At 71.9% G+C, this 24,782-nt stretch carries 29 protein-coding genes; 6 read left to right on the top strand and 23 right to left on the bottom strand.

Annotated features, from left to right (window positions below; translation table 11 throughout):
• Positions 1–66 precede the first annotated feature (66 nt).
• The 9 genes from trpA to hisI all read right to left on the bottom strand — a co-directional run bounded on the left by trpA (position 67) and on the right by hisI (position 6,935).
• A complete protein-coding gene (gene trpA / locus AC07EJ_RS06625; RefSeq protein ID WP_393582336.1) occupies positions 67–882 on the bottom strand; it encodes a tryptophan synthase subunit alpha in 816 nt (271 codons plus the stop codon).
• The gene (gene trpB, locus AC07EJ_RS06620) at positions 879–2,165 is read right to left on the bottom strand and encodes a tryptophan synthase subunit beta (RefSeq protein WP_389475075.1); all 1,287 of its coding nucleotides are present in this window, start codon (positions 2,163–2,165) and stop codon (positions 879–881) included. The genes trpA and trpB overlap by 4 nt, the downstream gene beginning before the upstream one ends.
• A 105-nt stretch (positions 2,166–2,270) precedes the next feature.
• Positions 2,271–2,417 (bottom strand): tryptophan biosynthesis modulator TrpM, encoded by a 147-nt coding sequence (gene trpM, locus AC07EJ_RS06615; protein WP_389475073.1) that lies wholly within the window; start codon positions 2,415–2,417, stop codon positions 2,271–2,273.
• Between the two features lie 8 nt (positions 2,418–2,425).
• Positions 2,426–3,235: an indole-3-glycerol phosphate synthase TrpC gene (gene trpC / locus AC07EJ_RS06610; RefSeq protein WP_376258609.1), complete on the bottom strand. Its 810-nt coding sequence runs from the start codon at positions 3,233–3,235 to the stop codon at positions 2,426–2,428.
• 145 nt (positions 3,236–3,380) lie between these two features.
• The gene (locus tag AC07EJ_RS06605; protein ID WP_389475071.1) at positions 3,381–3,827 is read right to left on the bottom strand and encodes a DUF2752 domain-containing protein; all 447 of its coding nucleotides are present in this window, start codon (positions 3,825–3,827) and stop codon (positions 3,381–3,383) included.
• A gap of 114 nt (positions 3,828–3,941) precedes the next feature.
• Positions 3,942–4,184, bottom strand: coding sequence for an HGxxPAAW family protein (locus AC07EJ_RS06600; RefSeq protein WP_389475069.1), 243 nt, complete (start codon positions 4,182–4,184; stop codon positions 3,942–3,944).
• 140 nt (positions 4,185–4,324) lie between these two features.
• Positions 4,325–4,981, bottom strand: a complete 657-nt coding sequence (locus AC07EJ_RS06595; protein ID WP_478883877.1) for a TIGR02234 family membrane protein — start codon at positions 4,979–4,981, stop codon at positions 4,325–4,327.
• Between the two features lie 22 nt (positions 4,982–5,003).
• Positions 5,004–6,485: an anthranilate synthase component I gene (locus AC07EJ_RS06590; RefSeq protein WP_389475065.1), complete on the bottom strand. Its 1,482-nt coding sequence runs from the start codon at positions 6,483–6,485 to the stop codon at positions 5,004–5,006.
• Between the two features lie 75 nt (positions 6,486–6,560).
• A complete protein-coding gene (gene hisI, locus AC07EJ_RS06585; RefSeq protein ID WP_389475063.1) occupies positions 6,561–6,935 on the bottom strand; it encodes a phosphoribosyl-AMP cyclohydrolase in 375 nt (124 codons plus the stop codon).
• 151 nt (positions 6,936–7,086) lie between these two features.
• Between hisI and AC07EJ_RS06580 the strand changes: the two genes are divergently transcribed.
• On the top strand, positions 7,087–7,722 hold the full coding sequence (locus tag AC07EJ_RS06580; protein ID WP_389475061.1) for a TIGR03085 family metal-binding protein: 636 nt from the start codon (positions 7,087–7,089) through the stop codon (positions 7,720–7,722).
• A gap of 7 nt (positions 7,723–7,729) precedes the next feature.
• Here the strand turns inward: AC07EJ_RS06580 and AC07EJ_RS06575 are convergent, their stop codons facing one another.
• The 10 genes from AC07EJ_RS06575 to hisD form a co-directional block, all read right to left on the bottom strand.
• On the bottom strand, positions 7,730–8,977 hold the full coding sequence (locus AC07EJ_RS06575) for an MFS transporter (RefSeq protein ID WP_389475059.1): 1,248 nt from the start codon (positions 8,975–8,977) through the stop codon (positions 7,730–7,732).
• 86 nt (positions 8,978–9,063) lie between these two features.
• Positions 9,064–9,651, bottom strand: coding sequence for an ArsR/SmtB family transcription factor (locus AC07EJ_RS06570; RefSeq protein WP_389475057.1), 588 nt, complete (start codon positions 9,649–9,651; stop codon positions 9,064–9,066).
• A 171-nt stretch (positions 9,652–9,822) separates the two neighbouring features.
• On the bottom strand, positions 9,823–10,578 hold the full coding sequence (gene hisF, locus AC07EJ_RS06565) for an imidazole glycerol phosphate synthase subunit HisF (protein WP_100592253.1): 756 nt from the start codon (positions 10,576–10,578) through the stop codon (positions 9,823–9,825).
• Positions 10,575–10,976 carry a RidA family protein gene (locus AC07EJ_RS06560; protein WP_389475054.1) on the bottom strand — a complete coding sequence of 134 codons (402 nt, stop codon included), beginning with the start codon at positions 10,974–10,976 and terminating at the stop codon, positions 10,575–10,577. Before AC07EJ_RS06560 ends, hisF begins: the two co-directional genes overlap by 4 nt.
• Positions 10,973–11,701, bottom strand: coding sequence for a bifunctional 1-(5-phosphoribosyl)-5-((5-phosphoribosylamino)methylideneamino)imidazole-4-carboxamide isomerase/phosphoribosylanthranilate isomerase PriA (gene priA / locus AC07EJ_RS06555; RefSeq protein WP_389475052.1), 729 nt, complete (start codon positions 11,699–11,701; stop codon positions 10,973–10,975). Before priA ends, AC07EJ_RS06560 begins: the two co-directional genes overlap by 4 nt.
• The gene (hisH, locus tag AC07EJ_RS06550) at positions 11,701–12,372 is read right to left on the bottom strand and encodes an imidazole glycerol phosphate synthase subunit HisH (protein WP_389475050.1); all 672 of its coding nucleotides are present in this window, start codon (positions 12,370–12,372) and stop codon (positions 11,701–11,703) included. The genes priA and hisH overlap by 1 nt, the downstream gene beginning before the upstream one ends.
• Positions 12,373–12,392: 20 nt before the next feature.
• Complete coding sequence (locus AC07EJ_RS06545) at positions 12,393–12,557, bottom strand: hypothetical protein (protein WP_478883876.1); 165 nt, start codon at positions 12,555–12,557, stop codon at positions 12,393–12,395.
• Between the two features lie 3 nt (positions 12,558–12,560).
• A complete protein-coding gene (gene hisB / locus AC07EJ_RS06540) occupies positions 12,561–13,154 on the bottom strand; it encodes an imidazoleglycerol-phosphate dehydratase HisB (RefSeq protein WP_362905439.1) in 594 nt (197 codons plus the stop codon).
• Positions 13,151–14,284 carry a histidinol-phosphate transaminase gene (locus AC07EJ_RS06535; RefSeq protein ID WP_478883875.1) on the bottom strand — a complete coding sequence of 378 codons (1,134 nt, stop codon included), beginning with the start codon at positions 14,282–14,284 and terminating at the stop codon, positions 13,151–13,153. Before AC07EJ_RS06535 ends, hisB begins: the two co-directional genes overlap by 4 nt.
• Positions 14,263–15,585, bottom strand: coding sequence for a histidinol dehydrogenase (hisD, locus tag AC07EJ_RS06530; RefSeq protein ID WP_389475044.1), 1,323 nt, complete (start codon positions 15,583–15,585; stop codon positions 14,263–14,265). Before hisD ends, AC07EJ_RS06535 begins: the two co-directional genes overlap by 22 nt.
• 224 nt (positions 15,586–15,809) lie before the next feature.
• Here hisD and AC07EJ_RS06525 point away from each other — a divergent pair, with 224 nt between their 5' ends.
• The 4 genes from AC07EJ_RS06525 (at position 15,810) to ybaK (ending at position 19,853) form a co-directional block, all read left to right on the top strand.
• The gene (locus AC07EJ_RS06525; protein ID WP_478883874.1) at positions 15,810–17,384 is read left to right on the top strand and encodes an oxidoreductase; all 1,575 of its coding nucleotides are present in this window, start codon (positions 15,810–15,812) and stop codon (positions 17,382–17,384) included.
• Between the two features lie 142 nt (positions 17,385–17,526).
• Positions 17,527–18,522, top strand: coding sequence for a hypothetical protein (locus AC07EJ_RS06520; protein WP_389475640.1), 996 nt, complete (start codon positions 17,527–17,529; stop codon positions 18,520–18,522).
• An 11-nt stretch (positions 18,523–18,533) separates the two neighbouring features.
• Positions 18,534–19,316, top strand: a complete 783-nt coding sequence (locus AC07EJ_RS06515; RefSeq protein WP_389475040.1) for an LON peptidase substrate-binding domain-containing protein — start codon at positions 18,534–18,536, stop codon at positions 19,314–19,316.
• A 36-nt stretch (positions 19,317–19,352) separates the two neighbouring features.
• Positions 19,353–19,853 carry a Cys-tRNA(Pro) deacylase gene (ybaK, locus tag AC07EJ_RS06510; protein WP_100592244.1) on the top strand — a complete coding sequence of 167 codons (501 nt, stop codon included), beginning with the start codon at positions 19,353–19,355 and terminating at the stop codon, positions 19,851–19,853.
• A 146-nt stretch (positions 19,854–19,999) separates the two neighbouring features.
• Here ybaK and AC07EJ_RS06505 read toward each other — a convergent pair whose 3' ends face one another.
• The 4 genes from AC07EJ_RS06505 to AC07EJ_RS06490 all read right to left on the bottom strand — a co-directional run bounded on the left by AC07EJ_RS06505 (position 20,000) and on the right by AC07EJ_RS06490 (position 24,281).
• On the bottom strand, positions 20,000–20,650 hold the full coding sequence (locus AC07EJ_RS06505) for a hypothetical protein (RefSeq protein WP_389475038.1): 651 nt from the start codon (positions 20,648–20,650) through the stop codon (positions 20,000–20,002).
• A gap of 34 nt (positions 20,651–20,684) precedes the next feature.
• Positions 20,685–21,518 (bottom strand): ABC transporter permease, encoded by an 834-nt coding sequence (locus tag AC07EJ_RS06500; RefSeq protein WP_393582340.1) that lies wholly within the window; start codon positions 21,516–21,518, stop codon positions 20,685–20,687.
• A gap of 51 nt (positions 21,519–21,569) precedes the next feature.
• Positions 21,570–22,592 (bottom strand): ABC transporter ATP-binding protein, encoded by a 1,023-nt coding sequence (locus AC07EJ_RS06495; protein ID WP_389475034.1) that lies wholly within the window; start codon positions 22,590–22,592, stop codon positions 21,570–21,572.
• 369 nt (positions 22,593–22,961) lie between these two features.
• Positions 22,962–24,281, bottom strand: coding sequence for an NYN domain-containing protein (locus AC07EJ_RS06490; RefSeq protein WP_393582341.1), 1,320 nt, complete (start codon positions 24,279–24,281; stop codon positions 22,962–22,964).
• A 307-nt stretch (positions 24,282–24,588) separates the two neighbouring features.
• Here AC07EJ_RS06490 and AC07EJ_RS06485 point away from each other — a divergent pair, with 307 nt between their 5' ends.
• Positions 24,589–24,768 (top strand): hypothetical protein, encoded by a 180-nt coding sequence (locus AC07EJ_RS06485; protein WP_116502594.1) that lies wholly within the window; start codon positions 24,589–24,591, stop codon positions 24,766–24,768.
• The last annotated feature ends 14 nt before the right edge of the window (positions 24,769–24,782 follow it).

Below are 24,782 nucleotides of genomic sequence, written 5' to 3'. Positions count from 1 at the left end.
CAGGTCCACCCATACGGGTTACGGCGCCATGGATGACGACGTGATGGGTGATGACGACGTGATGGGTTACGCCTTGGGGCGCACCCCGTCCGAGAGATCCGCCGCGAGCGCGCGCACGGCGGCGAGTCCGGCCGCCTCGTCGTCCGCGTCGAGCATCAGCTTCACGAACGCCGAGCCGACGATGACCCCGTCCGCGAACCCGGCGACCTCGGCCGCCTGCTTCGCGTTCGAGACGCCGAGGCCGACGCAGACCGGCAGGTCCGTGGTGGCCTTGGTGCGGCGCACGAGGTCCTGGGCCTGGTTGCCGACGGACTCACGGGTGCCGGTGACGCCCATCAGGGAGGCGGCGTACACGAAGCCGGACCCCGCGGCGGTGATCGTCGCGAGGCGCTCGTCCTTGCTGCTGGGGGCGACGACGAAGACGGTCGCGAGACCGTGCTTGTCCGCGTGCTCCCGCCACGTCGCCGACTCCTGGACGGGCAGGTCGGGCAGGATGCAGCCCGCGCCGCCCGCCTCGGCGAGCTCGGCGGTGAACCGCTCGATGCCGTAGCGGTCGATGGGGTTCCAGTACGTCATGACGAGGACCGGCTTGCCGGTCGCCGCGTGGGCCTCGCGGACCGTGCGCATGACGTCGACGATCCGGACGCCGCCGCGCAGCGCGATGTCGTCCGCGGTCTGGATGACGGGCCCGTCGAGGACGGGGTCGCTGTGCGGCAGCCCGACCTCCACGATGTCGGCGCCTCCGTCGAAGACGGCCTTGATCGCCTCGATGCCGCCGTCCACGGTCGGGAACCCGGCCGGGAGGTAGGCGATGAGGGCGGAGCGGCCTTCGGCGCGCGCTGCGGCGAGGGTGTCGTTCAACAGCTCGATGTTGCCGCTCACTTGGCGTCTCCCTCGATCTCCGCGCCGGTCCCGGCCGCGTCCGCCTCGACGGCGGCGTCGGTGTCGTACAGGCCGAAGTAGCGGGCGGCCGTGTCCATGTCCTTGTCGCCGCGCCCGGAGAGGTTGACGATCATCAGCCCGTCCTTGCCGAGCTCCTTGCCGACCTCGATGGCTCCGGCGAGCGCGTGGGCGCTCTCGATGGCCGGGATGATGCCCTCGGTGCGCGAGAGCAGGCGCAGGGCCTGCATGGCGGCGTCGTCGGTGACCGCGCGGTACTCGCCGCGCCCGCTGTCCTTGAGGAAGGCGTGCTCGGGGCCGATGCCCGGGTAGTCGAGGCCCGCCGAGATCGAGTACGGCTCGGTGATCTGGCCCTCGTCGTCCTGGAGGACGTACGACCGCGAACCGTGCAGGATGCCGGGCTCGCCCGCGGTCAGCGTCGCCGCGTGCTCGCCGGTCTCGAGGCCGTGTCCGGCCGGCTCGCAGCCGATGAGGCGCACGCCGGCGTCGGGAATGAAGGCGTGGAAGAGGCCGATGGCGTTCGAGCCGCCGCCGACGCAGGCCACGGCCGCGTCGGGCAGGCGTCCGGCGCGCTCCAGGATCTGGCGGCGGGCCTCGACGCCGATGACGCGGTGGAAGTCGCGGACCATCGCCGGGAAGGGGTGGGGTCCCGCGACGGTCCCGAAGAGGTAGTGCGTGCGGTCGACGTTGGCGACCCAGTCACGGAACGCCTCGTTGATGGCGTCCTTGAGGGTGCGGCTGCCGGACTTCACGGCGACGACCTCGGCGCCGAGCATCCGCATGCGCGCCACGTTGAGCGCCTGGCGCTCGGTGTCGATCTCGCCCATGTAGATGGTGCAGTCGAGGCCGAAGAGCGCGCAGGCGGTGGCGGTGGCCACGCCGTGCTGGCCCGCGCCGGTCTCGGCGATGACGCGGGTCTTGCCCATGCGCTTGGTGAGGAGCGCCTGGCCGAGCACGTTGTTGATCTTGTGCGAGCCGGTGTGGTTGAGGTCCTCGCGCTTGAGGAACATCCGGACGCCACCGGCGTGCTCGGCGAACCGGGGCACCTCGGTGAGGGAGCTGGGCCGTCCCGTGTAGTTGACGAGCAGGTCGTCGAGCTCGGCGGCGAAGGCCGGGTCGTTCTTGGCCTTGTCGTACTCGACGGCGACCTCGTCCACGGCCGCGACGAGGGCCTCCGGGATGAACTTGCCGCCGAACGCGCCGAAGTACCCCTCGCTGGTGGGGACTTGGCCTTCCGGGTCGGGAATGAAGAAGTTACTGGGCATGCGAAACCTCGTCGTGTGAGCGGTTCGGACACTACGCGCCGTGGGGGCAGGATCAGTTGGCGGCAGCGGGCTGCCTGTGGCCGCCCGCGCCGATCCCCGCGCCCCTTATGGAGCGCAGCACCATCGCATCCCGTTGACCTGACCCGGCTCGTCGCCGATGACGTAGCGCACCCGGCGCCCGTGCACACGACGCGCCGGAGCCCGGCAGCCGCGAGGGCGGCAGCCGGGTCCGAGGCGGGCGGCAATGGGCATCGGAAAGGTCAGCTCCTGCCGTGCCGCAGGGCCGGGTGGGCGCCCGCGGCGACCAGGTCGGAGACCGCGGTGCGCGGGTCGCGGCCGGTCACCAGGGACTCGCCCACGAGGACGGCGTCCGCGCCCGCGTTGGCGTACGCGATGAGGTCGTGCGGGCCTCGCACGCCCGACTCGGCGATCTTGACGATGTGGTCGGGGATCTCCGGGGCGACCTGCTGGAAGGTGTCGCGGTCGACCTTGAGCGTCTTGAGGTTGCGCGCGTTCACGCCGATGATGCGGGCGCCCGCGTCCACGGCACGCTCGACCTCGTCCTCGTCGTGCACCTCGACGAGCGGCGTGAGCCCGATGGACTCCGCGCGCTCGATGAGCGACTCCAGGGCGGGCTGCTCCAGCGCGGCCACGATCAGCAGGGCGAGGTCGGCGCCGTACGCCCTGGCCTCCCACAGCTGGTACGAGGTGACGATGAAGTCCTTGCGCAGGATCGGGATGTCGACCTTGGCGCGCACGGCCTCCAGGTCGGCGAGCGAACCGCCGAAGCGGCGCTGCTCGGTCAGTACGGAGATGACGGCGGCGCCGCCCGCCTCGTAGTCGGCGGCGAGTCCGGCCGGGTCGGCGATCGCGGCGAGCGCGCCCTTGGACGGGCTGGAGCGCTTGACCTCGCAGATCACCTTGACGCCGTCACCGCGCAGGGCGGCCACACCGTCCTTGGCTGCGGGGGCCTTGGCCGCGCGCTCCTTGAGCTCGTCGAGGCTGACGTGCGCCTGCCGCTCCGCGAGGTCGGCACGGACTCCGTCGATGATCTCGTCGAGCACACTCACGCGAGCGGCCCCCTTCCTGACGGTGGAGCGGTGGAAGCTGATTGCCCTGAGGACAATCCACTGTTCACAGCGATGATATCCGGAGGAGGGCGAAGGCTCCGCATCCGGTTGACGCCGGTCCCACTACCTGGACAAATACTGTTGATCAAGGATGGAGCCAGCCACCCAGGGGCAGGTTCCGGACAACCGTGAAGACAAGGACCACGGCGCCCAGGGCCCACAGGTGGGGGCGTCCGAGATCGATCCGCACGGGCCGTCCGCGTACCACCCGTACGGCCCACACGACCCACAGGACGGCGAACAGGGCGTAGCCCGCGACGGCGAGGGCGTTGGCCCCCAGTGCTGCCGTGAGGTCGCCGTGCACGAGCGCGTGGGCGCTGCGCAGGCCGCCGCAGCCGGGGCAGTAGATCCCCGTGTAGTGGAGCAGCGGGCAGGCGGGGTAGTGGCCGGGTTCGTTCGGGTCGACGGACCCGACGTACGCGAAGCCCAGGCCGACCGCGGCGAGGACACCGGCGGGGACGGCCAGGCGCCGCAGCGAACCGCCGGCGCCGCTGGTCAGGGCGGCCGCGGAGGTGTCCGTTTCGGCGTTCACCCGTGAATTGTGCAACGGGCCCGCCGGGTCCGCCCGTCGGCGCGCAGCGCGTGGAAAGCGTGAGAGGCGGTCCGGCACCAGGTGCCGGACCGCCTCTCAGGACGTGCGTGAGGCTCAGGCCTCCGCGGCGACGGCCTCGGGCGAGACGGCCGGCAGCGACTGCGGCTTCGGCTTGCCGAGACCCGCGGCGCTCATGGCGCCACCGACGATGGCGGCGATGGCGAGCAGGGCCATGCCCGCCCAGAAGCCGATGGGGTCGCCCATCACCATGAAGGCGCCCGCGACGCAGAAACCGATGAAGGCGATGATGACACCGGTCCAGGCGGCCGGGGTGTGTCCGTGGCTGCTGTCCGCCATGGTTGCTCCTCGTTGCTCAATGCGTGGCTGATGCGCGGCCTCGTACCCTGCGCGTGGCACCGCGCTGGGTGTGGGCCTGACGCTCTTGCCCATTGTCCCGCACTCGCGGGCATGGGCGGCACTCGGGGTCCGGGGCCCCGCTATGCCTCGTGTGTGGGGTCCTCGCCCCGGTCGAGGGCCTTCCACAGCTCCTCGGGGCGCTCCGGGTCTACGGGGCGGGCCGCCTTGCGGGGCCGCGGGGTGCCGTCGCGCTCGTAGCGTCCGCCCATCGACGGCCAGGAGCGGCCGTAGCGCAGGGCGAGCAGACCGGCCAGGAGGATGAGCGCGCCGCCAGCGGCACCGACGTACGGCCATACCGTGTGGCCGAGCGAGCCGATGGTGGCGGCGGTGTTGCCGGAGACCTCGGCGGCCTTCTCGTCGAGGGCCGCGCTGTCGGTCGCGCCGAGGACGGCGGCGACGACGGCTCCCGCGCCGCTGAGGGCGAGGAGAGCGGCGACGAGTACGCGCCCGGCGCGGCGGACCGCGAAGACGGCGACGAGGGCCGCGAGCCCCACTATGGCGAGGGCCGCGGGCACTCCGGTGACGTCGCTGCCCTTGGCGGCGAGCGGGAAGCTGCCGCCGGGCACGGTCGCGGACCCGGAGGCCCACTCCTGCCGCGAGGCGAGCAGGGCCACCGCCGCGCCGAGGGCGCCGAACAGGAGCGCGGCGGCGAGGCTGCGGCGGCCGTTGCGCGCGGCAGCCGTCTCCGGGGAGGCGGTCCCGGCTTCGGTTCGGGGGGATGGCACTGCGGAAGTCACCTCCCCACTATCCCCCACGCCGTCAGGCGCCGTGCATCCGGTTGGCCGTGTGCACGGCGCGCAGCACCGCCGCCGCCTTGTTACGGCATTCGGTGTCCTCGGCGACGGGATCGGAGTCGGCGACGACACCCGCTCCGGCCTGCACATATGCGGTGCCGTTACGCAGGAGCGCGGTGCGGATGGCGATGGCCGTGTCGGAGTCCCCGGCGAAGTCGAGATATCCGACACATCCGCCGTACAGACCGCGCCGGGAGGGTTCGAGCTCGTCGATGATCTGCATCGCGCGCGGCTTGGGCGCGCCCGAGAGGGTGCCCGCGGGGAAGCAGGCGGTCAGGACGTCGAAGGCGGTGGCGCCCGCGGCGACCCGGCCCGTGACGGTCGACACGATGTGCATGACGTGCGAGTACCGCTCCACGGACATGAAGTCGACGACCTCGACGGAGCCCGGTTCGCAGACGCGGCCGAGGTCGTTGCGGCCGAGGTCGACGAGCATCAGGTGCTCGGCGCGCTCCTTGGGGTCGGCCATGAGCTCGTCGGCGAGCGCCTGGTCCTCCTGGGGGGTGGCGCCGCGCGGCCTGGTCCCGGCGATGGGGTGCACCATGGCGCGCCCGTCCTCGACCTTGACGAGGGCCTCCGGAGAGGAGCCGACCACGTCGAACCCGTCGAAGCGGAAGAGGTACATGTACGGCGACGGGTTGGTGGCGCGCAGGACCCGGTAGACGTCGAGTGCGCTGGCCGTGCACGGCGTCTCGAAGCGCTGCGAGGGCACGACCTGGAAGGCCTCGCCCGCCCTGATGCGCTCCTTGATGTCCTCGACGGCCGCCTGGTAGTCCGTGCCGCCCCACAGAGCGGTGAACTCGGGGAGTTCGGAGGGCGGGAGGGCGGCGGGGGCCTGGACGACGGGCCGGGAGAGGTCGGCCTCCATCGCGTCGAGCCGGGCCACGGCGTCCGCGTACGCCTCGTCGACTCCGGTGTCGAGGTCGTTGTGGTTGATCGCGTTGGCGATCAGCAGGACCGAGCCGTCCCAGTGGTCGAGGACGGCGAGGTCGCTGGTGAGCAGCATCGTCAGCTCGGGGAGCTTCAGGTCGTCGCGCTCGCCGGGGCCGATCTTCTCCAGGTGGCGCACGATGTCGTAGCCGAGGTAGCCGACCATGCCGCCGGTGAACGGTGGCAGGCCCTCGTAGTGCGGGGTGTGGAGGGTCTCGACGGTGGCGCGCAGGGCGGCCAGCGGGTCGCCGTCCGTGGGGACGCCGACGGGCGGGGTGCCGAGCCAGTGCGCCTGGCCGTCGCGGGTGGTGAGGGTGCCGGCCGAGCGGACGCCGACGAAGGAGTAGCGAGACCACGAACGGCCGTTCTCCGCGGACTCCAGGAGGAACGTGCCGGGGCGTTCACCGGCCAGCTTGCGGTACAGACCGACGGGGGTGTCACCGTCCGCGAGGAGCTTGCGGCTGACGGGGATCACTCGGCGGTCGGTCGCGAGCTTGCGGAAGGTCTCGAGATCCATAGGAGGAGCTTAGGGCGTGTACGGGCAGCTCCGGTGCGCCGCCCGGTCCGTGGAACGGGCGGCGCGGCGGCGGTCTCAGGCGCCGGTGCCCGTCACGGTCAGCTCGCCCGCGTCGAAGCAGGTGCGGTCGCCGGTGTGGCAGGCCGCGCCGACCTGGTCGACCTTCACCAGGAGGGTGTCCGCGTCGCAGTCGAGGGCGACCGACTTCACGTGCTGGAAGTGGCCGGAGGTGTCGCCCTTGACCCAGTATTCCTGGCGGCTGCGGGACCAGTAGGTGCAGCGGCCTGTCGTCAGGGTCCGGTGCAGCGCCTCGTCGTCCATCCAGCCGAGCATGAGCACCTCTCCGGTGTCGTACTGCTGGGCGATCGCGGGGACGAGGCCGTCGGCGCTGCGCTTGAGGCGGGCGGCGATCGCGGGGTCGAGGCTGCTGGGCGGGGGCGTGCTGGTCATGGGGACCATTGTGCCGCGCCCCGGCCCCTCTTCGGGCAGGCGTCCACGGGTGGTGGTCGGGTGACGGGCGATTGAGAGCAGCGGCGCGGAGCGCCACGTTGAGGGGTGGTGGTCGGGTGACGGGTGGGCGGAGCGGTCGTACGCTGACCGTATGTCGACCCATGCAAAGCGTGAACGACTTCTTCTCGCCGACCTGTTGGAGGCGTCGGGCCCTGACGCCCCGACCCTGTGCGAAGGCTGGAACACCCGCGATCTCGCGGCCCATGTGGTGGTGCGCGAGCGCCGCGCGGACGCCGCGGGCGGGATCCTGATCAAGCAGCTGGCACAGCGCCTGGAGCGGGTGCAGGCCGAGTTCGCCGAGAAGCCCTACGAAGAGCTGATCCAGCTGATCAGGACGGGCCCGCCGCGCTTCTCCCCGTTCTCCCTCAAGCAGATCGACGAGGCGTCGAACGCGGTCGAGTTCTACGTCCACACGGAGGACGTGCGCCGCGCGCAGCCGGACTGGACGCCGCGCGAGCTCGACCCGGTCTTCGCGGACGTGCTGTGGTCGCGCCTCGAGCGGATGGCCCGTGTGATCGGCCGCAAGTCGCCGGTCGGCCTGGTCCTGCGCCGCCCGGACGGCCGCACGGTGGTGGCGCACAAGGGCGCGCCCGTGGTGACGGTGACCGGTGAGCCCTCCGAGCTGCTGATGTTCGCGTTCGGCCGGCAGGACGCGGCGCAGGTGGAGACGGAGGGCGAGAAGGACGCGGTCGGGAAGCTGCACGAGGCGAAGCAGCTGGGGATCTGAGGCGGGTTCACGCCGGGAGTTCGGCGCGGCGCAGGGGCGTGCGGCACAGGCCGTAGACGCCGGCGAGGGCGCAGATCGCGGCGCTGGCCACGAAGACGGGGCCGGTGCCCCACAGGCCGACGGCCGCGCCGGTCAGCGGCATGGTGAGCGGGACGAGGCCGAGGCTGGACAGGCTCGTGACGGCGGTGACCCGGCCGATGTAGGCCGGGTCCGCGTGGGTCTGGGTGAGCGCTCCGCACAGGGCGCCGCTGAGACCGGCGAGCAGCCCGATGACCAGCGCGACGGCGACCGCGGCGGCGAGGTGCGGTACGAAGGCGAGCGCGCCGATGGCGACGGCGCCGCCTCCCATGGCTGCGGCGAGGACGAGACCCGCGCGCGGCACCCGGCCGCGGACGGCAAGGAGCAGCGAGGCCGCGCCCGCGCCGACGCCGAATCCGGCGAGCACCGAGCCCATGCCGGAGGCGCCCCAGCCGCGCTGGTCGGCGAGGAGGGTCAGGCCGACGTTCAGCGGGCCGACGAAGCCGAGGTCGCTGAGGCCGATGACGACGACCAGCGGGGCGAGGACGCTGTGGCGGCGGATGTGGCGCAGGCCGTCCGCGAGGCCGTTCCTCGCCGGGGCGCCGCTCTTGCCGCCCTCGTCGGGCAGGTCCCGGATGCGCAGGGACATCAGGAGCGGCAGCGAGATCGCGAACAGCAGTCCGGCCGCGCCGAACGCCGCCGCCGGGCCGCCGAGTGCGACGCCGAGACCTCCCAGGGGCGCGCCCACGACGTTGGCCAGCCGGACCGCGACTCCGCGCATGCCCTGGACCCTGGCGAGCTGACCGCGCCCGGTGACGCGGGCGGGCAGCGCGCCGACGGCCGGCAGGAAGAGGGCGTCTACGACGCCGAAGACGAGGCCGAGGAGGGTGAGCGGCCACAGGCCCGGCCGGGTCGCGAGGAAGAGCCCGGCGACGCCGAGGACCGCCGCGCTGCGCACCGCGTCGCCGGCTATGACGATCCGGCGCGGCCCGAGCCGGTCGGCGATCACTCCCCCGCCGAGCATCAGCAGGGCCCGGGGCGCCGCGCTCACCGCCATGACGAGCCCGGCCTGCGAGGGGCTGCCCGACTGGACGGCCGCCCAGGACAGGGCGACGTAGTAGATGTTGTCGCCGATCATCGAGGAGGCGTACGCCCCGAGCCAGCGCAGCACGTTGCCGTCGCGGTGGGCGGGCTTATCGGGGGCGGGTGTGCGGGTGAGGGGCGCGGTCACGGTCATGGGAGGTGGTCCTCTCAGGCGCGGAATCAAGCGCGGAATCAGGCCCGGAATCAGGCGCCGTATCGGGCCCGGCATCAAGCCCGGAATCAGGCGCGGAACGGGAAGCCGTACACGTGCAGCGCGACGTTCTCGCGCCCTTCGGTGTCGCCCGCGGCCTGGGCGGCGCGGCCCTGCTCGTCGTACTTCCTGATGACGGCGAGCAACTCGCTTGTCAGCTCGGTCAGTTCGGCCGCCGTGAGGGGCATCAGAGCTTCCGAGTCCGAGGACGCGGCGCGCCACTCGGACGGCCAGGTGGTGCGCTCGTCGAGGTAGCGGCGGTAGAGCTCGCTGCGCTGTTCGTAGAAGAGCCGGGTGGCCGCCTGGTGCGCCGCGGCCTTCTCGGGGGCGTCGCCGAAGTCCGCCTCGTGGATGCTGACGCCTTCGGACGCGGGCCGCCACCAGCGCTCGCGGCCGTCCCGCTGCGCCCCGGGCGCCTCTTCGATGAGCCCGGCGTCCGCGAGCTTGCGCAGGTGATAGCTGACGAGGGAGACAGCCCCGTCGACCTGCTCGGCGAGCTGCGACGCGGTCGCCGTGCGGGCGACGACCAGACCGCGGTACAGCTGCGAGCGCAGCGGGTGGGCGAGCGCCTTGAGGGTGCCGAGGTCGGTGATGCGGTGGGTCTGCTTGTCGGCCATGGCACGAGACTAGATACGAAAGAAATATTGCGCAACAGAAATTGCGCAACTGATCCTGCGCATCGGGGCCAGGCGAATCCTGCGCGTCAGGCCAGACAACGCGTCAGGCCAGACAAAAGGCCCCGGCCGCCCTTGAGGGCGACCGGGGCCTGAGAGCGTGCGCTCCCGGTGTCAGCGGACGGGGTGCCCCGCCTCGCGCAGCGTCTCCTTGACCTCGCCGATCCGCAGATCGCCGAAGTGGAAGACGGACGCGGCGAGCACCGCGTCGGCGCCCGCGGCGATCGCCGGCGGGAAGTGCTCGAGGCGGCCGGCGCCGCCGGACGCGATCACCGGCACCGTGACGTGCTTGCGTACGGCCGCGATCATCTCGATGTCGTAGCCGTCCTTCGTGCCGTCGGCGTCCATCGAGTTGAGCAGGATTTCGCCCGCGCCGAGCTCGGCGGCCTCGTGTGCCCACTCGACGGCGTCGATCCCGGCGGACTTGCGGCCGCCGTGCGTCGTCACCTCGAACGTGCCGGACGGCGTGCGGCGCGCGTCGACCGACAGGACGAGCACCTGGCGGCCGAACCGCTCGGCGATCTCGCGGATCAGCTCGGGGCGGGCGATGGCGGCCGTGTTCACGCCCACCTTGTCCGCGCCGGCCCGCAGCAGCTTGTCCACGTCGTCCGCCGTGCGGACGCCGCCGCCGACGGTGAGCGGGATGAAGACCTGTTCGGCGGTGCGGCGCACCACGTCGTAGGTCGTCTCGCGGTTGCCGGAGGACGCCGTGATGTCGAGGAACGTCAGCTCGTCGGCGCCCTCGGCGTCGTACACCTTCGCCATCTCGACGGGGTCGCCCGCGTCGCGCAGGTTCTGGAAGTTGACGCCCTTGACGACCCGGCCGTTGTCCACGTCCAGGCAGGGGATGACCCGTACAGCCAGCGTCATGACGGTGTGTCTCCTCGGTACGCCTCCACCTCGACCTCGACGACCAGGCTCGGGTCGATGAAGCCGGAGACGATGATCATGGATGCGGCGGGGCGGACGGCGTCGAACAGCTCCTTGTGGGCCCGGCCCACGTCGTCCACATCGCGCGCATGGGTGATGTACATACGGGTGCGCACCACATGTTCGCTCCCGAGTCCCAGGGTCTTGAGGGCGTCGAACGCGACCTGGAACGCGTTGAGCGTCTGCTCGTACGGCGTTCCCGCGTCGATGACGCCGTTGACGACAGACGTACAACCGGACACCAGGACAAGGCCGTTGGGCAGTTCGACCGCGCGCGAGTAGCCCACGGCCTCCTCCCACGGCCCGTCCGAGCCGACCCTGCGTACGCCGTCACTCATGACGCCACGGCGGCGAGCGCCTCTTCCAGCGTGAAGGCCTTCGCGTACAGCGCCTTGCCGACGATCGAGCCCTCGACGCCCAGCGGGACGAGCTCGGAGATGGCGCGCAGGTCGTCGAGCGAGGAGACGCCGCCGGAGGCGACGACCGGGCGGTCGGTGGCCGCGCACACGTTCTTCAGGAGCTCCAGGTTCGGGCCCTGCAGCGTGCCGTCCTTGGCGATGTCGGTGACGACGTAGCGGGCGCAGCCCTCGGAGTCGAGGCGCGCGAGCGTCTCGTAGAGGTCGCCGCCGTCACGGGTCCAGCCGCGGCCGCGCAGCGTGGTGCCGCGCACGTCGAGGCCCACCGCGATCTTGTCGCCGTGCTCGGCGATGACCTTGGCGACCCACTCGGGGGTCTCCAGGGCGGCGGTGCCGAGGTTGACGCGGGTGCAGCCGGTGGCGAGCGCGGCGGCGAGCGTGGCGTCGTCGCGGATGCCGCCGGACAGCTCGACCTTGATGTCCATGGCTCCCGCGACCTCGGCGACCAGCGCGCGGTTGTCGCCGGTGCCGAACGCGGCGTCCAGGTCCACGAGGTGCAGCCACTCGGCGCCGGAGCGCTGCCACGCGAGGGCGGCCTCGAGCGGGGAACCGTAGGAGGTCTCCGAGCCGGACTCGCCGTGCACGAGACGTACGGCCTGGCCGTCACGGACGTCGACGGCGGGGAGGAGTTCGAGCGTGCGGGACATCAGAGGGTTCCGATCCAATTCGTGAGGAGCTGAGCGCCGGCGTCGCCGGACTTCTCGGGGTGGAACTGCGTCGCCCACAGTGCGCCGTTCTCGACGGCGGCGATGAACGGCTCGCCGTGCGTGGCCCAGGTGACCTTGGGCGGGCGCATGTGGACGTTGCCGACCTCGAAGTCCCACTGCTGCACGGCGTAGGAGTGCACGAAGTAGAAGCGGGCGTCACTGTCGAGACCGGCGAAGAGCTCGGTGTCCTGCGGCGGGCGGACCGTGTTCCAGCCCATGTGCGGGACGATCTCGGCCTTGAGGGGCTCGACCGTGCCGGGCCACTCGTCGAGGCCCTCGGCCTCGACGCCGTGCTCGATGCCGCGCGCGAAGAGGATCTGCATGCCGACACAGATGCCCATCACGGGGCGGCCACCGGCGAGGCGGCGGTCGATGATCCAGTCGCCGCGGGCCTCTTTGAGGCCCTTCATGCAGGCGGCGAAGGCGCCGACGCCGGGCACGAGGAGGCCGTCGGCATTGAGCGCGGTGTCGAAGTCACGGGTGATCTCGACGTCCGCGCCCGCGCGGGCCAGAGCCCGCTCGGCGGAGCGGACGTTGCCGAACCCGTAGTCGAAGACGACGACTTTCTTGCCGGCGTTGCCGGCTTTCCCGGCGGGGTTGGCTGAAGTCATGGCTGGCTGCTCCCTGCCCCTCAGTTCCAGTAGTCGAGCCGCAGGACGCCGGAGACCAGGCACATGGCCGCGGCGATGGAGAGCAGCGCGATCAGGCCCTTGGGCAAGCCCTGCTTGAGGAAGGAGATGACGCCGCCGATCAGGAAGAGACCGACGACGATGAGGATGGTGTTGAGGCCGTTCATGGCTTAGAGAGCGCCCTTCGTGGACGGAAGGATGCCCGCGGCACGCGGGTCGTGCTCGGACGCGTAACGCAGCGCGCGGGCCAGCGCCTTGAACTGGCACTCCACGATGTGGTGCGCGTTGCGCCCGTACGGGACGTGGACGTGCAGCGCGATCTGGGCCTGCGCGACGAACGACTCCAGGATGTGCCGGGTCATCGTCGTGTCGTACGAGCCGATCATGGGGGCCATGTTCTCGGGCTCGGTGTGCACCAGGTAGGGGCGGCCGGAGAGGTCGACCGTGACCTGGGCGAGCGACTCGTCCAGCGGGACGGTGCAGTTGCCGAAGCGGTAGATGCCGACCTTGTCGCCGAGTGCCTGCTTGAAGGCGGCGCCGAGCGCGAGGGCGGTGTCCTCGATGGTGTGGTGCGTGTCGATGTGCAGGTCGCCCTCGGTCTTGACCGTGAGGTCGAAGAGGCCGTGGCGGCCGAGCTGGTCGAGCATGTGGTCGTAGAAGCCGACCCCTGTTGATACGGCCACTTCGCCCGTGCCGTCGAGGTCGATCTCGACGAGGACCGAGGTCTCCTTGGTGGTGCGCTCCACCCTGCCTACGCGACTCATGCGTTCCGCTCCTTCTTGATTGCGCGTACCGCATCGAGGAACGCGTCGTTCTCGTCCGGGGTGCCCGTGGAGACACGCAGCCACCCGGGTACGCCGTTGTCCCGGACCAGGACGCCCCGGTCGAGGATCTGCTGCCACACCGCGTGCGCGGCACCTTCGCCTTCGAACCGGCCGAACTGCACGAAGTTGGCGTCCGAGTCGGTCACTTCGTAGCCGGCTGCCCGCAGTTCGGTCACCAGGCGGTCGCGCTCGTCCTTCAGCTGCTCGACGTAACCGAGGAGCGTGTCGGTGTGCTCCAGGGCGGCCAGCGCCGTGGCCTGGGTGACGGCCGACAGGTGGTACGGCAGGCGCACCAGCTGGACGGCGTCCACGACGGCGGGGGCGGCGGCCATGTAGCCGAGGCGCAGTCCCGCGGCGCCGAACGCCTTCGACATGGTGCGCGAGATGACGAGGTTCGGCCGCCCTTCGAGCAGCGGGAGAAGGGACTTCCCGTGGCTGAACTCGATGTAGGCCTCGTCGACGACGACCATGGACGGCTTGGCCGCCTGCGCGGCCTCGTACAGGGCGAGGACCGTCTCGGGCGGGACCGCGCTGCCGGTGGGGTTGTTGGGCGTCGTGATGAAGACGACGTCCGGGCGGTTCTCGGCGATGGCCGCCACGGACGCTTCCACGTCGATGGTGAAGTCCTCGCTGCGCGGTCCGGAGATCCAGCCGGTGCCGGTGCCGCGTGCGATGAGGGCGTGCATCGAGTACGAGGGCTCGAAGCCGATGGCGCTGCGGCCGGGGCCGCCGAAGGTCTGCAGCAGCTGCTGGAGGACCTCGTTCGAGCCGTTGGCGGCCCAGACGTTCTCGATGCCGACGTGGTGGCCGCCGGTCCGCGTGAGATAGCCGGCGAGCTCGGTGCGCAGCTGGACGGCGTCGCGGTCCGGGTAGCGGTTGAGGCCGCGGGCCGCCTCGCGCACCCGCTCCGCGATCCGCTCGACGAGCGCCTCGGGCAGCGGGTAGGGGTTCTCGTTCGTGTTCAGGCGTACGGGTACGTCGAGCTGGGGGGCACCGTACGGGGACTTGCCGAGCAGCTCGTCCCGTACGGGCAGATCGTCGATGCCGGTCACTGGCCGGGAACCTTCCATTCGAACCTCGCCTTGATGGCCGCGCCGTGCGCGGGCAGGTCCTCCGCCTCGGCGAGCGTGACCACGTGGTGGGCGACGTCGGCGAGGGCGTCGCGCGTGTAGTCCACGATGTGGATGCCGCGCAGGAAGGACTGGACGGACAGACCCGACGAGTGGCAGGCGCAGCCGCCGGTGGGCAGCACGTGGTTGGAGCCCGCGGCGTAGTCGCCGAGGGACACCGGCGCCCAGGGGCCGACGAAGATCGCGCCGGCGTTCTTCACGCGCTGGGCGACCGCGGCGGCGTCGGCGGTCTGGATCTCCAGGTGCTCGGCGCCGTACGCGTCGACGACGCGCAGGCCCTCCTCGACCCCGTCGACCAGGACGATCGCGGACTGCCTGCCGCGCAGGGCCGGGACGATCCGGTCGTCGATGTGCTTGGTGGCCGCGACCTGCGGCTCCAGCTCCTTCTCGACGGCGTCCGCGAGCTCCACCGAGTCGGTGACGAGGACGGCGGCGGCGAGCGGGTCGTGCTCGGCCTGGCTGATCAGGTCGGACGCGACGTGCGCCGGGTCGGCGGTGGCGTCCGCGAGGACCGCGATCTCGGTCGGGCCCGCTTCGGCGTCGATGCCGATGAGGCCGGTGAAGTAGCGCTTGGCCGCGGCGACCCAGATGTTGCCGGGTCCGGTGACCATGTTCGCCGCGGCGCAGGACTCGGTGCCGTACGCGAACATCGCGACGGCCGTGGCGCCGCCCGCGGCGTACACCTCGTCGACGCCGAGGAGTGCGCACGCGGCCAGGATCGTCGGGTGCGGCAGTCCGCCGAACTCGGCCTGGGCGGGCGAGGCGAGGGCGATCGACTCGACCCCGGCCTCCTGCGCGGGCACCACGTTCATGATCACGGAGGACGGGTAGACGGAGCGGCCGCCCGGCGCGTACAGGCCGACGCGCTCGACGGGCACCCACTTCTCGGTGACCGAGCCGCCGGGGACGACCTGCGTGGTGTGGGTGGTGCGGCGCTGCTCGCGGTGCACGATGCGGGCCCGGCGGATCGACTCCTCCAGGGCCGCGCGGACGGCGGGGTCGAGCTGCTCCAGGGCGCCCTTGAGGGCCTGGGCGGGAACCCGTACGGACTCCAGCTTCACGCCGTCGAACTTCTCCGCGTAGTCGATCAGTGCCGCGTCGCCACGATGATGCACGGCCTCACAGATCGGACGCACCTTCTCGAGGGCGGCCGAGACATCGAAGTCGGCTCGGGGCAGCAGGTCGCGCAGTGCGGGGCCCTCGGGGAGGGCGTCGCCGCGCAGATCGATTCGGGAGATCACGTGCTCAATTCTCGCAGACGCCACATGAGCGACCGACGTCCGTATCAATGGCTGATACGGATCACCGCGCAAGACCTTCACCAATAGCGTTCAGGCCGTCACTCAGCGGGCATGAACAGTTGTACTAAACCCGCGAGTAGCGGAGCCGTACCGGGACGGGCGGGCTCCGTGAGGATCCGGGGGACTACGGGTACTACGGGGTACCACGGGGAGGATGAGAAGTCGTGGTCGACGGTACCGGCATCGGTGACCCGCCGGACGGCCTCACGGGCGCCGAGATGGGCATGTGGCAGGCCTTTCGCAACGGCAGTGTCTACGACCTGAGCTCGGGCGACCCGGACGTGGACGACCCGCACGGCGGGCACGCCTGGGGGCCCGGCCGCAGTGTGCGCGCGCGGATCGTGGCCTGGCTGCTGCTCGACGGGCCGCCCGCGCTGTCCGGGCGGGTCGCGTCGCTCAAGCTCACGGGCGTACAGATCACCGACGTCCTCGACCTCGCGGGCGGCGGCATCGTGCCGTACGTGGAATTGAAGCGGTGCCGCTTCGAGAAGGAGATCCTGCTTCCCGAGGCCCGGTTCACCACCCTGCGCCTGGTCGACTGCTCGATCCCCCGCCTGGAGGGCGCCCGCGTCCACACGGAGGGCGACCTGCACCTGCCGCGCTGCCGCTTCCACAGCGGAGTACGCCTCACCGACGCGCACATCGGCACGGATCTGCTGCTCAACCAGGCCGTCGTGTACCGCGACCGGCGCGGCAAGTCGATCATGGCGGACGGCATGTCCGTCGGCCAGGACCTCCAGGCCGAGATGCTGGAGACGCACGGCGAGGTCAGCCTGCGCGGCGCGCAGATCGGCGTGTCGCTCAGCCTGCGCGGCAGCCGGCTCTCCAACGCGTACGGGCGCCGCGCGCTCAACGCGCCGCAGCTGACGGTCGAGCGGTCCCTCTATCTGACCCCCGCCGGCGTCGGCAATCCGCTCCAGACCAGCGGCACGACGCCGGCCCGCGGGACCCGCGTGCAGCGCTTCGAGTGCCAGGGCGGGGTGCGCCTCGACGACGGCCGGTTCGGGGACGCCCTCGACCTCGACCAGGCGCGTTTCCACCTGGAGAACGACCAGGAGGTGTCGCTGCGCCGCATCCAGACGCCCGAGCTGCGCTTCCTGTGCGAGCGGCCGCAGCGCGGGCGGATCGTCCTGTCCGGCGCGAAGGTCGTCAACCTCATCGACAGGGCGGCGAGCTGGCCGGGCCCGGGCGGACTTCGCGTGGGCGGCTTCACGTACGAGAACCTCATCCCCTCCGGCCCGTTCCCGCTGGCGCGGCGCCTGGAGTGGCTGTCGGCCGCGACGCCGGAGTACAGCCCGGAGCCGTACGAGAAGCTCGCGACCGTGCTGCGCAACAGCGGCGAGGACGCCGACGCGCGGGAGGTGCTGCTCGCCAAGCAGCGCCGGCGCCGCGAGACGCTGCCGCCGGCCGCGAAGATCTGGGGGTACATCCAGGACTGGACGGTCGCCTACGGGTACCGGCCCGGCCGGGCCGCCGTGTGGATGGCCGTCCTGTGGGCGGCGAGCACGCTGGCCTTCTCCCACGCGTCACATCCGGCCATCAAACCGGGTGAGTCGCCGCACTGGAATCCGGCCCTGTTCTCGCTCGATCTCATCCTGCCGGTCATCGACCTGGGCCAGGACGGCTACTGGCAGCTGCAGGGCGGCTGGCAGTGGGCCGCGACCGCGCTGATCCTGCTCGGCTGGATCCTCGCCACGACGGTCGCGGCGGGGGCCACCCGGCTGCTCCGCAGGAACTGACCGGGCAGCCTCGCATTTTTTGCCGGACCGCGGGCAACCATGGGTGCATTTCAGCCGTCATCCCAGCGCAACCATCAACCGAGCGACGGGGAGCGGGGTCCACACCTTGGCACTGCTGCGCGCCCTCATCCGCACCGCGCGGATGGTCCGCCACACCTCGGGCCTCGCGGCCGGGCTGCCCGCCGACGACGACGTCCTCCTGGACGTCCCCGACGAACGCCTGGCCCCCGCGCTCGTCGCCGCCGGCCGGGGCGAGTACGAGGCGGCCGCCAAGCTGCTCGCCGCCACCCGCGAGGCCGGCGAGTGGGAGAACAGGGACCGCTACGTCACCCGGCTCGCCGCCTTCGCCAGATCGCGCGGCGAATGGTTCGACGACTGGCGGTTCGCGTCGCCCCACGACCCGGACGCCCTCCTCGTCAAGGCCGAGCTGGAAGTCGCGCGCGGCTGGGAGTCGCCCGCCCGCGCCGAGCTGCTGCGCGAGGTGACCCCGCTGATCACCGCCGCCGCCGAGGGTGACCCCGGCGACCCGGTGCCCTGGCGGGTCGCCCTCGACCACGCGCGCGGCACGAACGCCTCGCACACCGTCTTCGAGAGGCTCTGGGCCGAGGCCATAAGGCGCTCCCCGCACCACTACGGCTGCCACGTGTCGGCGCTCCAGTACCTGTCGGCCGCCTGGTACGGCTCGCACCGCGAGTGCTTCGACTTCGCCGAGCGCGCGGCCCAGGACGCCCTGCCGGGGTCCCTGGTACAGGCGCTGCCGGTGCGGGCCGCGTTCGCGTACCTGACGAGCGGACAGGGCCCGGGACCGGCCGCGAAGGTGCCCCGCGGGCGCCTGGACGAGGCCGCCGACCTGGCGATCGCCCTGTCCCGTGAATACACCGCCGACGACCCCTGGCCGGCCGAGGTCCGCAACCTCCTCACCTACGTCCTGGTCCGCCTGGAGCGCTGGTCCGACGCCCTGGACCAGCTGCGCCTGACCGGCCCGTACGCGACGTCGTTCCCCTGGGACCGGATCTCGGACGACCCGCTCGGACAGTTCCTGGAACTGCGCGACGGCGTACGGATCGAGGTCGCCGCGGCCCGTCCCCTCGGCGGTCGCGACGCCGGTCGCGGGCCCCTCGCCTCCGGCTCCCATTAGGCTTGACCGTCGTGACCACCGTCCGGCTTCCGCTCTTTCCGCTCAACTCGGTGCTGTTCCCGGGACTCGTGCTCCCGCTGAACGTGTTCGAGGAGCGCTATCGCGCCATGATGCGCGACCTGCTGAAGACCTCCTCCGGGGGTTCCGAGGCCTCCGGCGACCCCGCCGACTCCGACGAGCCGCGCCGGTTCGCCGTCGTGGCGATCCGCGACGGCCACGAGGTCGCGCCCACCGCCCCCGGCATGCCGGACCAGACAACGAAGACCGCGGCCGAGGCGGGCCCCGCGGCCGGCTTCGGCGACGACCCGGTCAAGGCCCTGCACGGCGTGGGCTGCATCGCGGACGCCGCGACGATCCGGGAGCGTGCCGACGGCAGCTTCGAGGTGCTCGCCACCGGCACGACCCGCGTGAAGATCCACTCGGTCGACGCGTCGGGCGCCTATCTGACCGCCGAGGTCGAGGAGCTGCCCGAGGAGGCCGGCGACGAGGCGGGCGCCCTGGCCGAGGGGGTGCTGCGCGCCTTCCGCTCCTACCAGAAGCGGCTCGCGGGCGCCCGCGAGCGCACTCTGGCGACGGGCGCCGAACTGCCGGACGACCCGTCCGTCGTGTCCTATCTGGTGGCGGCGGCGGCCGTCCTCGACGTACCGACCAAGCAGCGCCTCCTCCAGGCCCCGGACACGGCGTCGCGCCTGCGCGACGAGCTGAAACTCCTTCGCTCCGAGACCGCGATCATCCGTAATCTGCCGTCCTTGCCGGCCGGCGACCTGACCCGGCAGGCGACCAGCCTCAACTGACGTGGCCGGTCCTGACTGACGTAAGGCATGAGGACGTTGGCGAAGAAGTCCAAGAAGCAGCAGTCCGGCGGAACCCCGGCGACCGTGGCGCTCACGGCCGCGGGTACGCCTTTCACGACGCACGCGTACGAGCACGACCCGGCCCATCCCTCGTACGGGGACGAGGCGGCGGAGGCGATGGGGGTCTCCCCCGACCGGGTGTTCAAGACGCTCGTCGCCGATGTGGACGGCGAGCTGACCGTGGCCGTCGTGCCGGTGGCGGGCCAGCTCGATCTGAAGGCCCTGGCCACCGCCGTCGGCGGCAAGCGCGCCGCGATGGCCGACCCGGCGGCGGCGGAGCGCACCACGGGCTATGTACGGGGCGGCATCTCCCCGCTGGGTCAGCGCAAGAAGCTGCGTACGGTCCTGGACGACTCGGCGCGGGCGCACGACACGATCTGCGTCTCGGCGGGCCGCCGCGGCCTGGAGGTGGAGCTGGCACCCACGGACCTGGCGACGCTCACGTCCGCAGTCCTGGCCCCCATCGGCCGCACCTGACCCCGACCGGAATCGCCGCCACCTCTCGACGCACGACATGTCCTCGGCTAAGTACCGAGGACATGTCGAAGAGGACGCGCAAGCGGAAGTGGCGGATCAGGAAGCACAAGGCCAATCACGGGCGCAGGCCCGCCTGAGAGGCGCCCTCAGGCCGCCGGAGGGCTGTCCTGCGGGTAGCGGGTGTCGAAGTACGGGTCGGGATCGCGGGGCCCGAACAGGCCGGTCAGACCGAGGTGGACGATCATCGCGGCGAGCGGCCAGGCGAGGAGCGCGCCCTTCGCCTTGAGTTCGAGCGGCGCGTCGAACGTGACGCCCTTGCCGACCTCCTTGGCATGGGCGGCCACGTCCTGCGTGGGGCCGAGCCAGATCCCGAACCGCCAGGCGAGGAGACCGCCGAGGAGTCCGCCGACGGCCAGGGCCACGACGAGCGGCACGCCGCCGCGCTTGCGCCACAGGAACACGGCGACCGCGCTGACGACACCGAACGCGATGCCGAGCAGCGTGAACGTCCCGTCGACGCCGACGGCCTGCTCGCCCTCGGTGTCCTTGAGGTAGACGGCCTGGGCGTCCGCGATGAGCGGCACGTGCGGCGCGAGCCACAGCCACAGCGCGCCCAGCAGCAGCCCGCACACGGCCGACGCGACCGCGACGACGGCGGCCTCCCGCAACTCGGTCCTCATCCCTGGCCCGTCCTCCTGGTGCTCGTGAGCGTGCGACGGCACAGCACCCGCGGGCCCGGAGGCCTGCCAGGGGTCGTGCTGGGGTTGCTGGGGTCGTGGCGTCAGCGGTGCGGTCACCCTGCCATCGTGCCAGGCCCCTGCGAGACGCGCGTCACCGGACGGCTGCCCGGCGGTACGCCCAGGTGGCGAGAGCCAGCGAGGCGACGCCGACGCCCGCGCAGACCCCCAGATCGAGGAGCACGACGCCCCAGTCCGGATGGTCCCCGAAGGTACGGGCGAAGGCCTCGACGCCGTACGTCGACGGCAGCAGATCGCGCGCGTACTGGATGATCCCCGGCATCCGGTCGGCCGGCAGGACGCCGAGCAGGAGGGCCGCGGACATGCCCAACTGACCGAGCAGCGTGGCCAGTTCGGGCCGCGGCGCGAGCAGCCCGAGCGCGGCACCGAGCCCGGAGAGCGCGGCACCGGCGAGCGGGATGACGGCGGCGAGCACCCACAGGTGCGCGAGCGGGAGCTGGAACATGACACAGCCGACGACGGCGGTCACCACGGTCCCCGGCACGGTGAAGGACGCGTACGCGCCGGCGGCGCCCAGCACCACGGCGGCGGGCGGCACGGGCAGCGTCGCGTAGTGATCGAGCCCGCCGGCGGCCCGCAACTGCCCGAAATACTGCGCGAGCAGATTAAGAGCCACGAACGCCACAACCAGCACACTGGACCCGGCGACAACGGCCTGGGCCTCCCGGCCCCCGTCCACCACGCCCCGCATCAGGATCATGATGCCGACGGACTGGAAGGTGGCGACGAAGAGGAGCGGGATCCTGGCGACGCGCGCCCGCGAGAGCTGCGCGCGGTACACGGCTGCGAGGGACGGCAGCAGCCGGGCCCGCGGGGCGAGCTCGCCGACGGCATCGCCCTCGGCACTCCGCCCGCTCGCGCCCGTCCGGGCGCCGCCCTGAAGGACCTCAGCGGGTACGACACTCACGGTGCGTGACTCCTGTCGTGACTGTTCCGTCGGGTACCGGGGCCGCCGTGTTCACGACTTCACCAGCCCCTTGGCCTCGCCGCCGAGCGCCAGGTACACATCTTCCAGGCTCGGTGTGGTCAGGGAGAAATCGTCCAGGTCGGAGAACGCGGGACCGCCCGTGACGGCGGCGACGGCGGCCCGCGCCTCGTCCGGGCCCAGCCGCAGCGACCAGCGGCGCCCGGACTCGACGGCGAGAGCGCGCAGCGCGGCGACGGCAGGTACATCGAGCGGCGCCCGTTCCCGCCACACGAGCTCGACACGCACGTCGCCGGCGACCTTCTCCTTCAGCCCGGCCGGGGTGTCGCAGGCGATGACGCGCCCACGGTCCAGAACAGCGACACGATCGAGCACGGTCTCGGCCTCGATGACGTTGTGGGTGACCAGGACAACTGTGGTCCCGCTCTCGGCCCGCCGCCGGTCGACGGCGGCCCAGACGGCCCGGCGGGCGACGGGATCCATCCCCGTGGTCGGTTCATCGAGCACCAGCAGCGGCCGCTCCCCCACCAGAGCAGCGGCAAAGCAGGCAAGCCGGCGCTGCCCGCCGGAAAGCTTCTTCAGGGGCCGCGACGCGATCGCCCCGAGCCCCAGCTCCTCCAGCACGGCGTCCCGCTCGGCGCGGGCCGTACGCAGATCGAGCCCCCGCAGCCGCCCGGTCGTCTCGGCGGCCAGCGACACGGTCAGCTCGTCCAGAGCGCTCGACTCCTGCCCCAGATAGGCCAGGATCCGTGAGGCCCGCTCCGGATACCGCACGATGTCGTGCCCAAGAATCCCGACGCTCCCGCTGTCGGGCCGCATCAGCCCGGTCAGCTGGCGTACGAGGGTGGACTTACCGGCGCCGTTGGGCCCGAGCAACCCGAAGATCTCCCCGCGCCGGATCTCGAGGGACACCCCGTCGGTGGCCCGGATCGCAGCACTCCCGGGCGCTCCACGACGCCCGCGGGTGGCGGGATACGTCCGCACGAGATCCCGCACGACGCACACCAGATCTCCCCGTCGCCCTCTGGGGGCCGCCTGTGCCGTGCGCGTACTCACGAAGGACGAGACTACGGGGTCGCACCCCTCGCACGACCCCCGGGTCAGGACATGCCACCGAAACCGGACGAGCCCCGCACCCATTCACGTACAAGGCCGGAGACCCCCGGCCCCGAACCAGTCGCACCCGCAACAGAACGGAAGGGGACGGGCCGGTATGTCCGCCCGGAGCCGGCACCCACTACCGACGCCCACAAAATCCAACGCCGAACCATCCAAGCGAGGACGGACATACCGGCCCGGCCCCGCACCCCCCACCGGCACAAGCGAACCCAGAACAAGCCCGCACCCGAAACCGCACCCCGGCACCGGCACCGGCACCGGCACCGGCAAGCGCAGCACCACCCCCGGCAAACAACCCGCCGCCCCCTACTCCGCAGCCACCCGCTCCGCAGCACTACGCACATCGACCTCACGCCAGAACCCGGCCCGAATCGCATAGCGATCGTGCTCGTCGATCTGATCGTCCTTGTGGGCGAGCAGCCCGAACCGCGCGGCATACCGCAGCAGTTCCCCGTCGATGCGATGCGGCACCCGCGGATACATGGTGGACAGCTTCTGCAACTGAACCTCGTCCCCCAGCCGCTCCATCCACCGCCGGGCGAACACCTGCCCCACCTCGAAGGGGTCACCCCCGACGGTGGTGATGTCCTCCTCGCGGTCGGCCCACCGCTGCTCCGCGGTGGTCAGCTGGGCCAGCGTCGGCAGGGACGCCGCGTCCGCGGACTCCCCCACGACCCCGGGCCGCTCGACCCACCCCTTGTCGGACGACCACCGCAACGTCGCGTTGGCGGGGTGCTGCCCGGGATGAACCTGGGGATGCCCCCCGAGCCCCGGCGCGGCGCCGGGCCCCCGCAGGGCGGCGAGGTCCTTGGGCGTGGGGACACCCTTCCCCGCACCACCCCGCTCGTCCTCGGTCCCCCCACCGTCGCCCTCACGAGGAGCCACCCCATGGTCCACACCGGAACCGGCCGCCGCACCCCCTTGCCCGGCACCGCCGGGGCCGCCGCTGCCCGCCACATCGGACAGATCCGCGGAGCGCCCCGCCGCGGAGGCGAGCGCGGACTCGGGCAACGGCGCGGACAGAATCGCCGCGATCTCCGGCCGCGGAGCGGGCTGGGGCGTGCAGATCCCGCCGAGTTCCTTGGCCCGCACGGCCTTGGTGATCCAGGTCCGGTCGAGCACGCGCCGCTCATCGGCCTCGGCGACGAGGTCCTCGGACTGGTTGTAGTCGCCGTCGGCGGCCTGCACGGCCCACAGATGCACGGCGACCCCGTGCTCCTTCGCGGCCATCATGCCGGGGAGCAGATCACCGTCGCCGGTGACGAGCACGATGTCGGAACAGGCACGGTTACGGGCGAGTTCGGTCAGCTCGGCGTGCATCGCCGCGTCGACACCCTTCTGCGCCCACCGCCCGTCACTACGGGTGAGTGCGCCGAGTCGTACGGTCACTCGGGGCATCACGCGGAGCCGGCGGTGCTCGGGCTGGGGCACCCGGTCCGGAGCTCCGTCGAACCAGTAGATCCGCAGAAGTGGCCGCTCGGTGTCGGATTCGGCGCGTTCACGCAAGCCCTGGATGAGGGAGACGTGATCGACGGTGATCCGGGACCGGGACGGCTCCCCCGCGAGGAGACTCGCGGCGGCCCCCAGCAGGTAACCGGCGTCCACCAGGACGATGCAACGGTCCACGCGATCCACCCTCTTTCGCTGAATTACCGGCGTCCGGAGGTCCCACGGTGTTGACGATCGCGGGTTCGCTTCGGGTTTCCTTCGAGTCTGCCCGACCACGCGGGGGTTAACGGCCCGAACTCGATCTTCGGCGTGGCGGATCGGACGAATTCCCGAATCGGCCCGCTCACAGAACTCCCGATGCGACTCCGACAACGCCCTGACAGCGCTTATTACGCACGGTAATTCTCTGAAATGCGTGCCTCGTCAGCATATGTGAATCTGAATCCGGCCCTGGCCCCTAGACCCCCCGCAGGAGGCAGTCACCATGGCCAAGAACAAGAACCGCAAGCAGGGCGACCAGCGCAGCCGCGCTTCCGCCTCCGAGCAGGCTTCCGAGCAGGCCAAGTCGGCCGGTATGGAAGCACAGTCGGAGATGCAGTCGCAGGCTCAGGGCACCCCCGCGGACGTTGCCCGTAAGCACCAGCGCCGCTTCGGCCACAACTGACGCCTTGCGCAAGG

The organism is Streptomyces sp. NPDC045026 (assembly GCF_056432625.1).
This window is presented reverse-complemented; position numbering and strand designations above follow the sequence as displayed.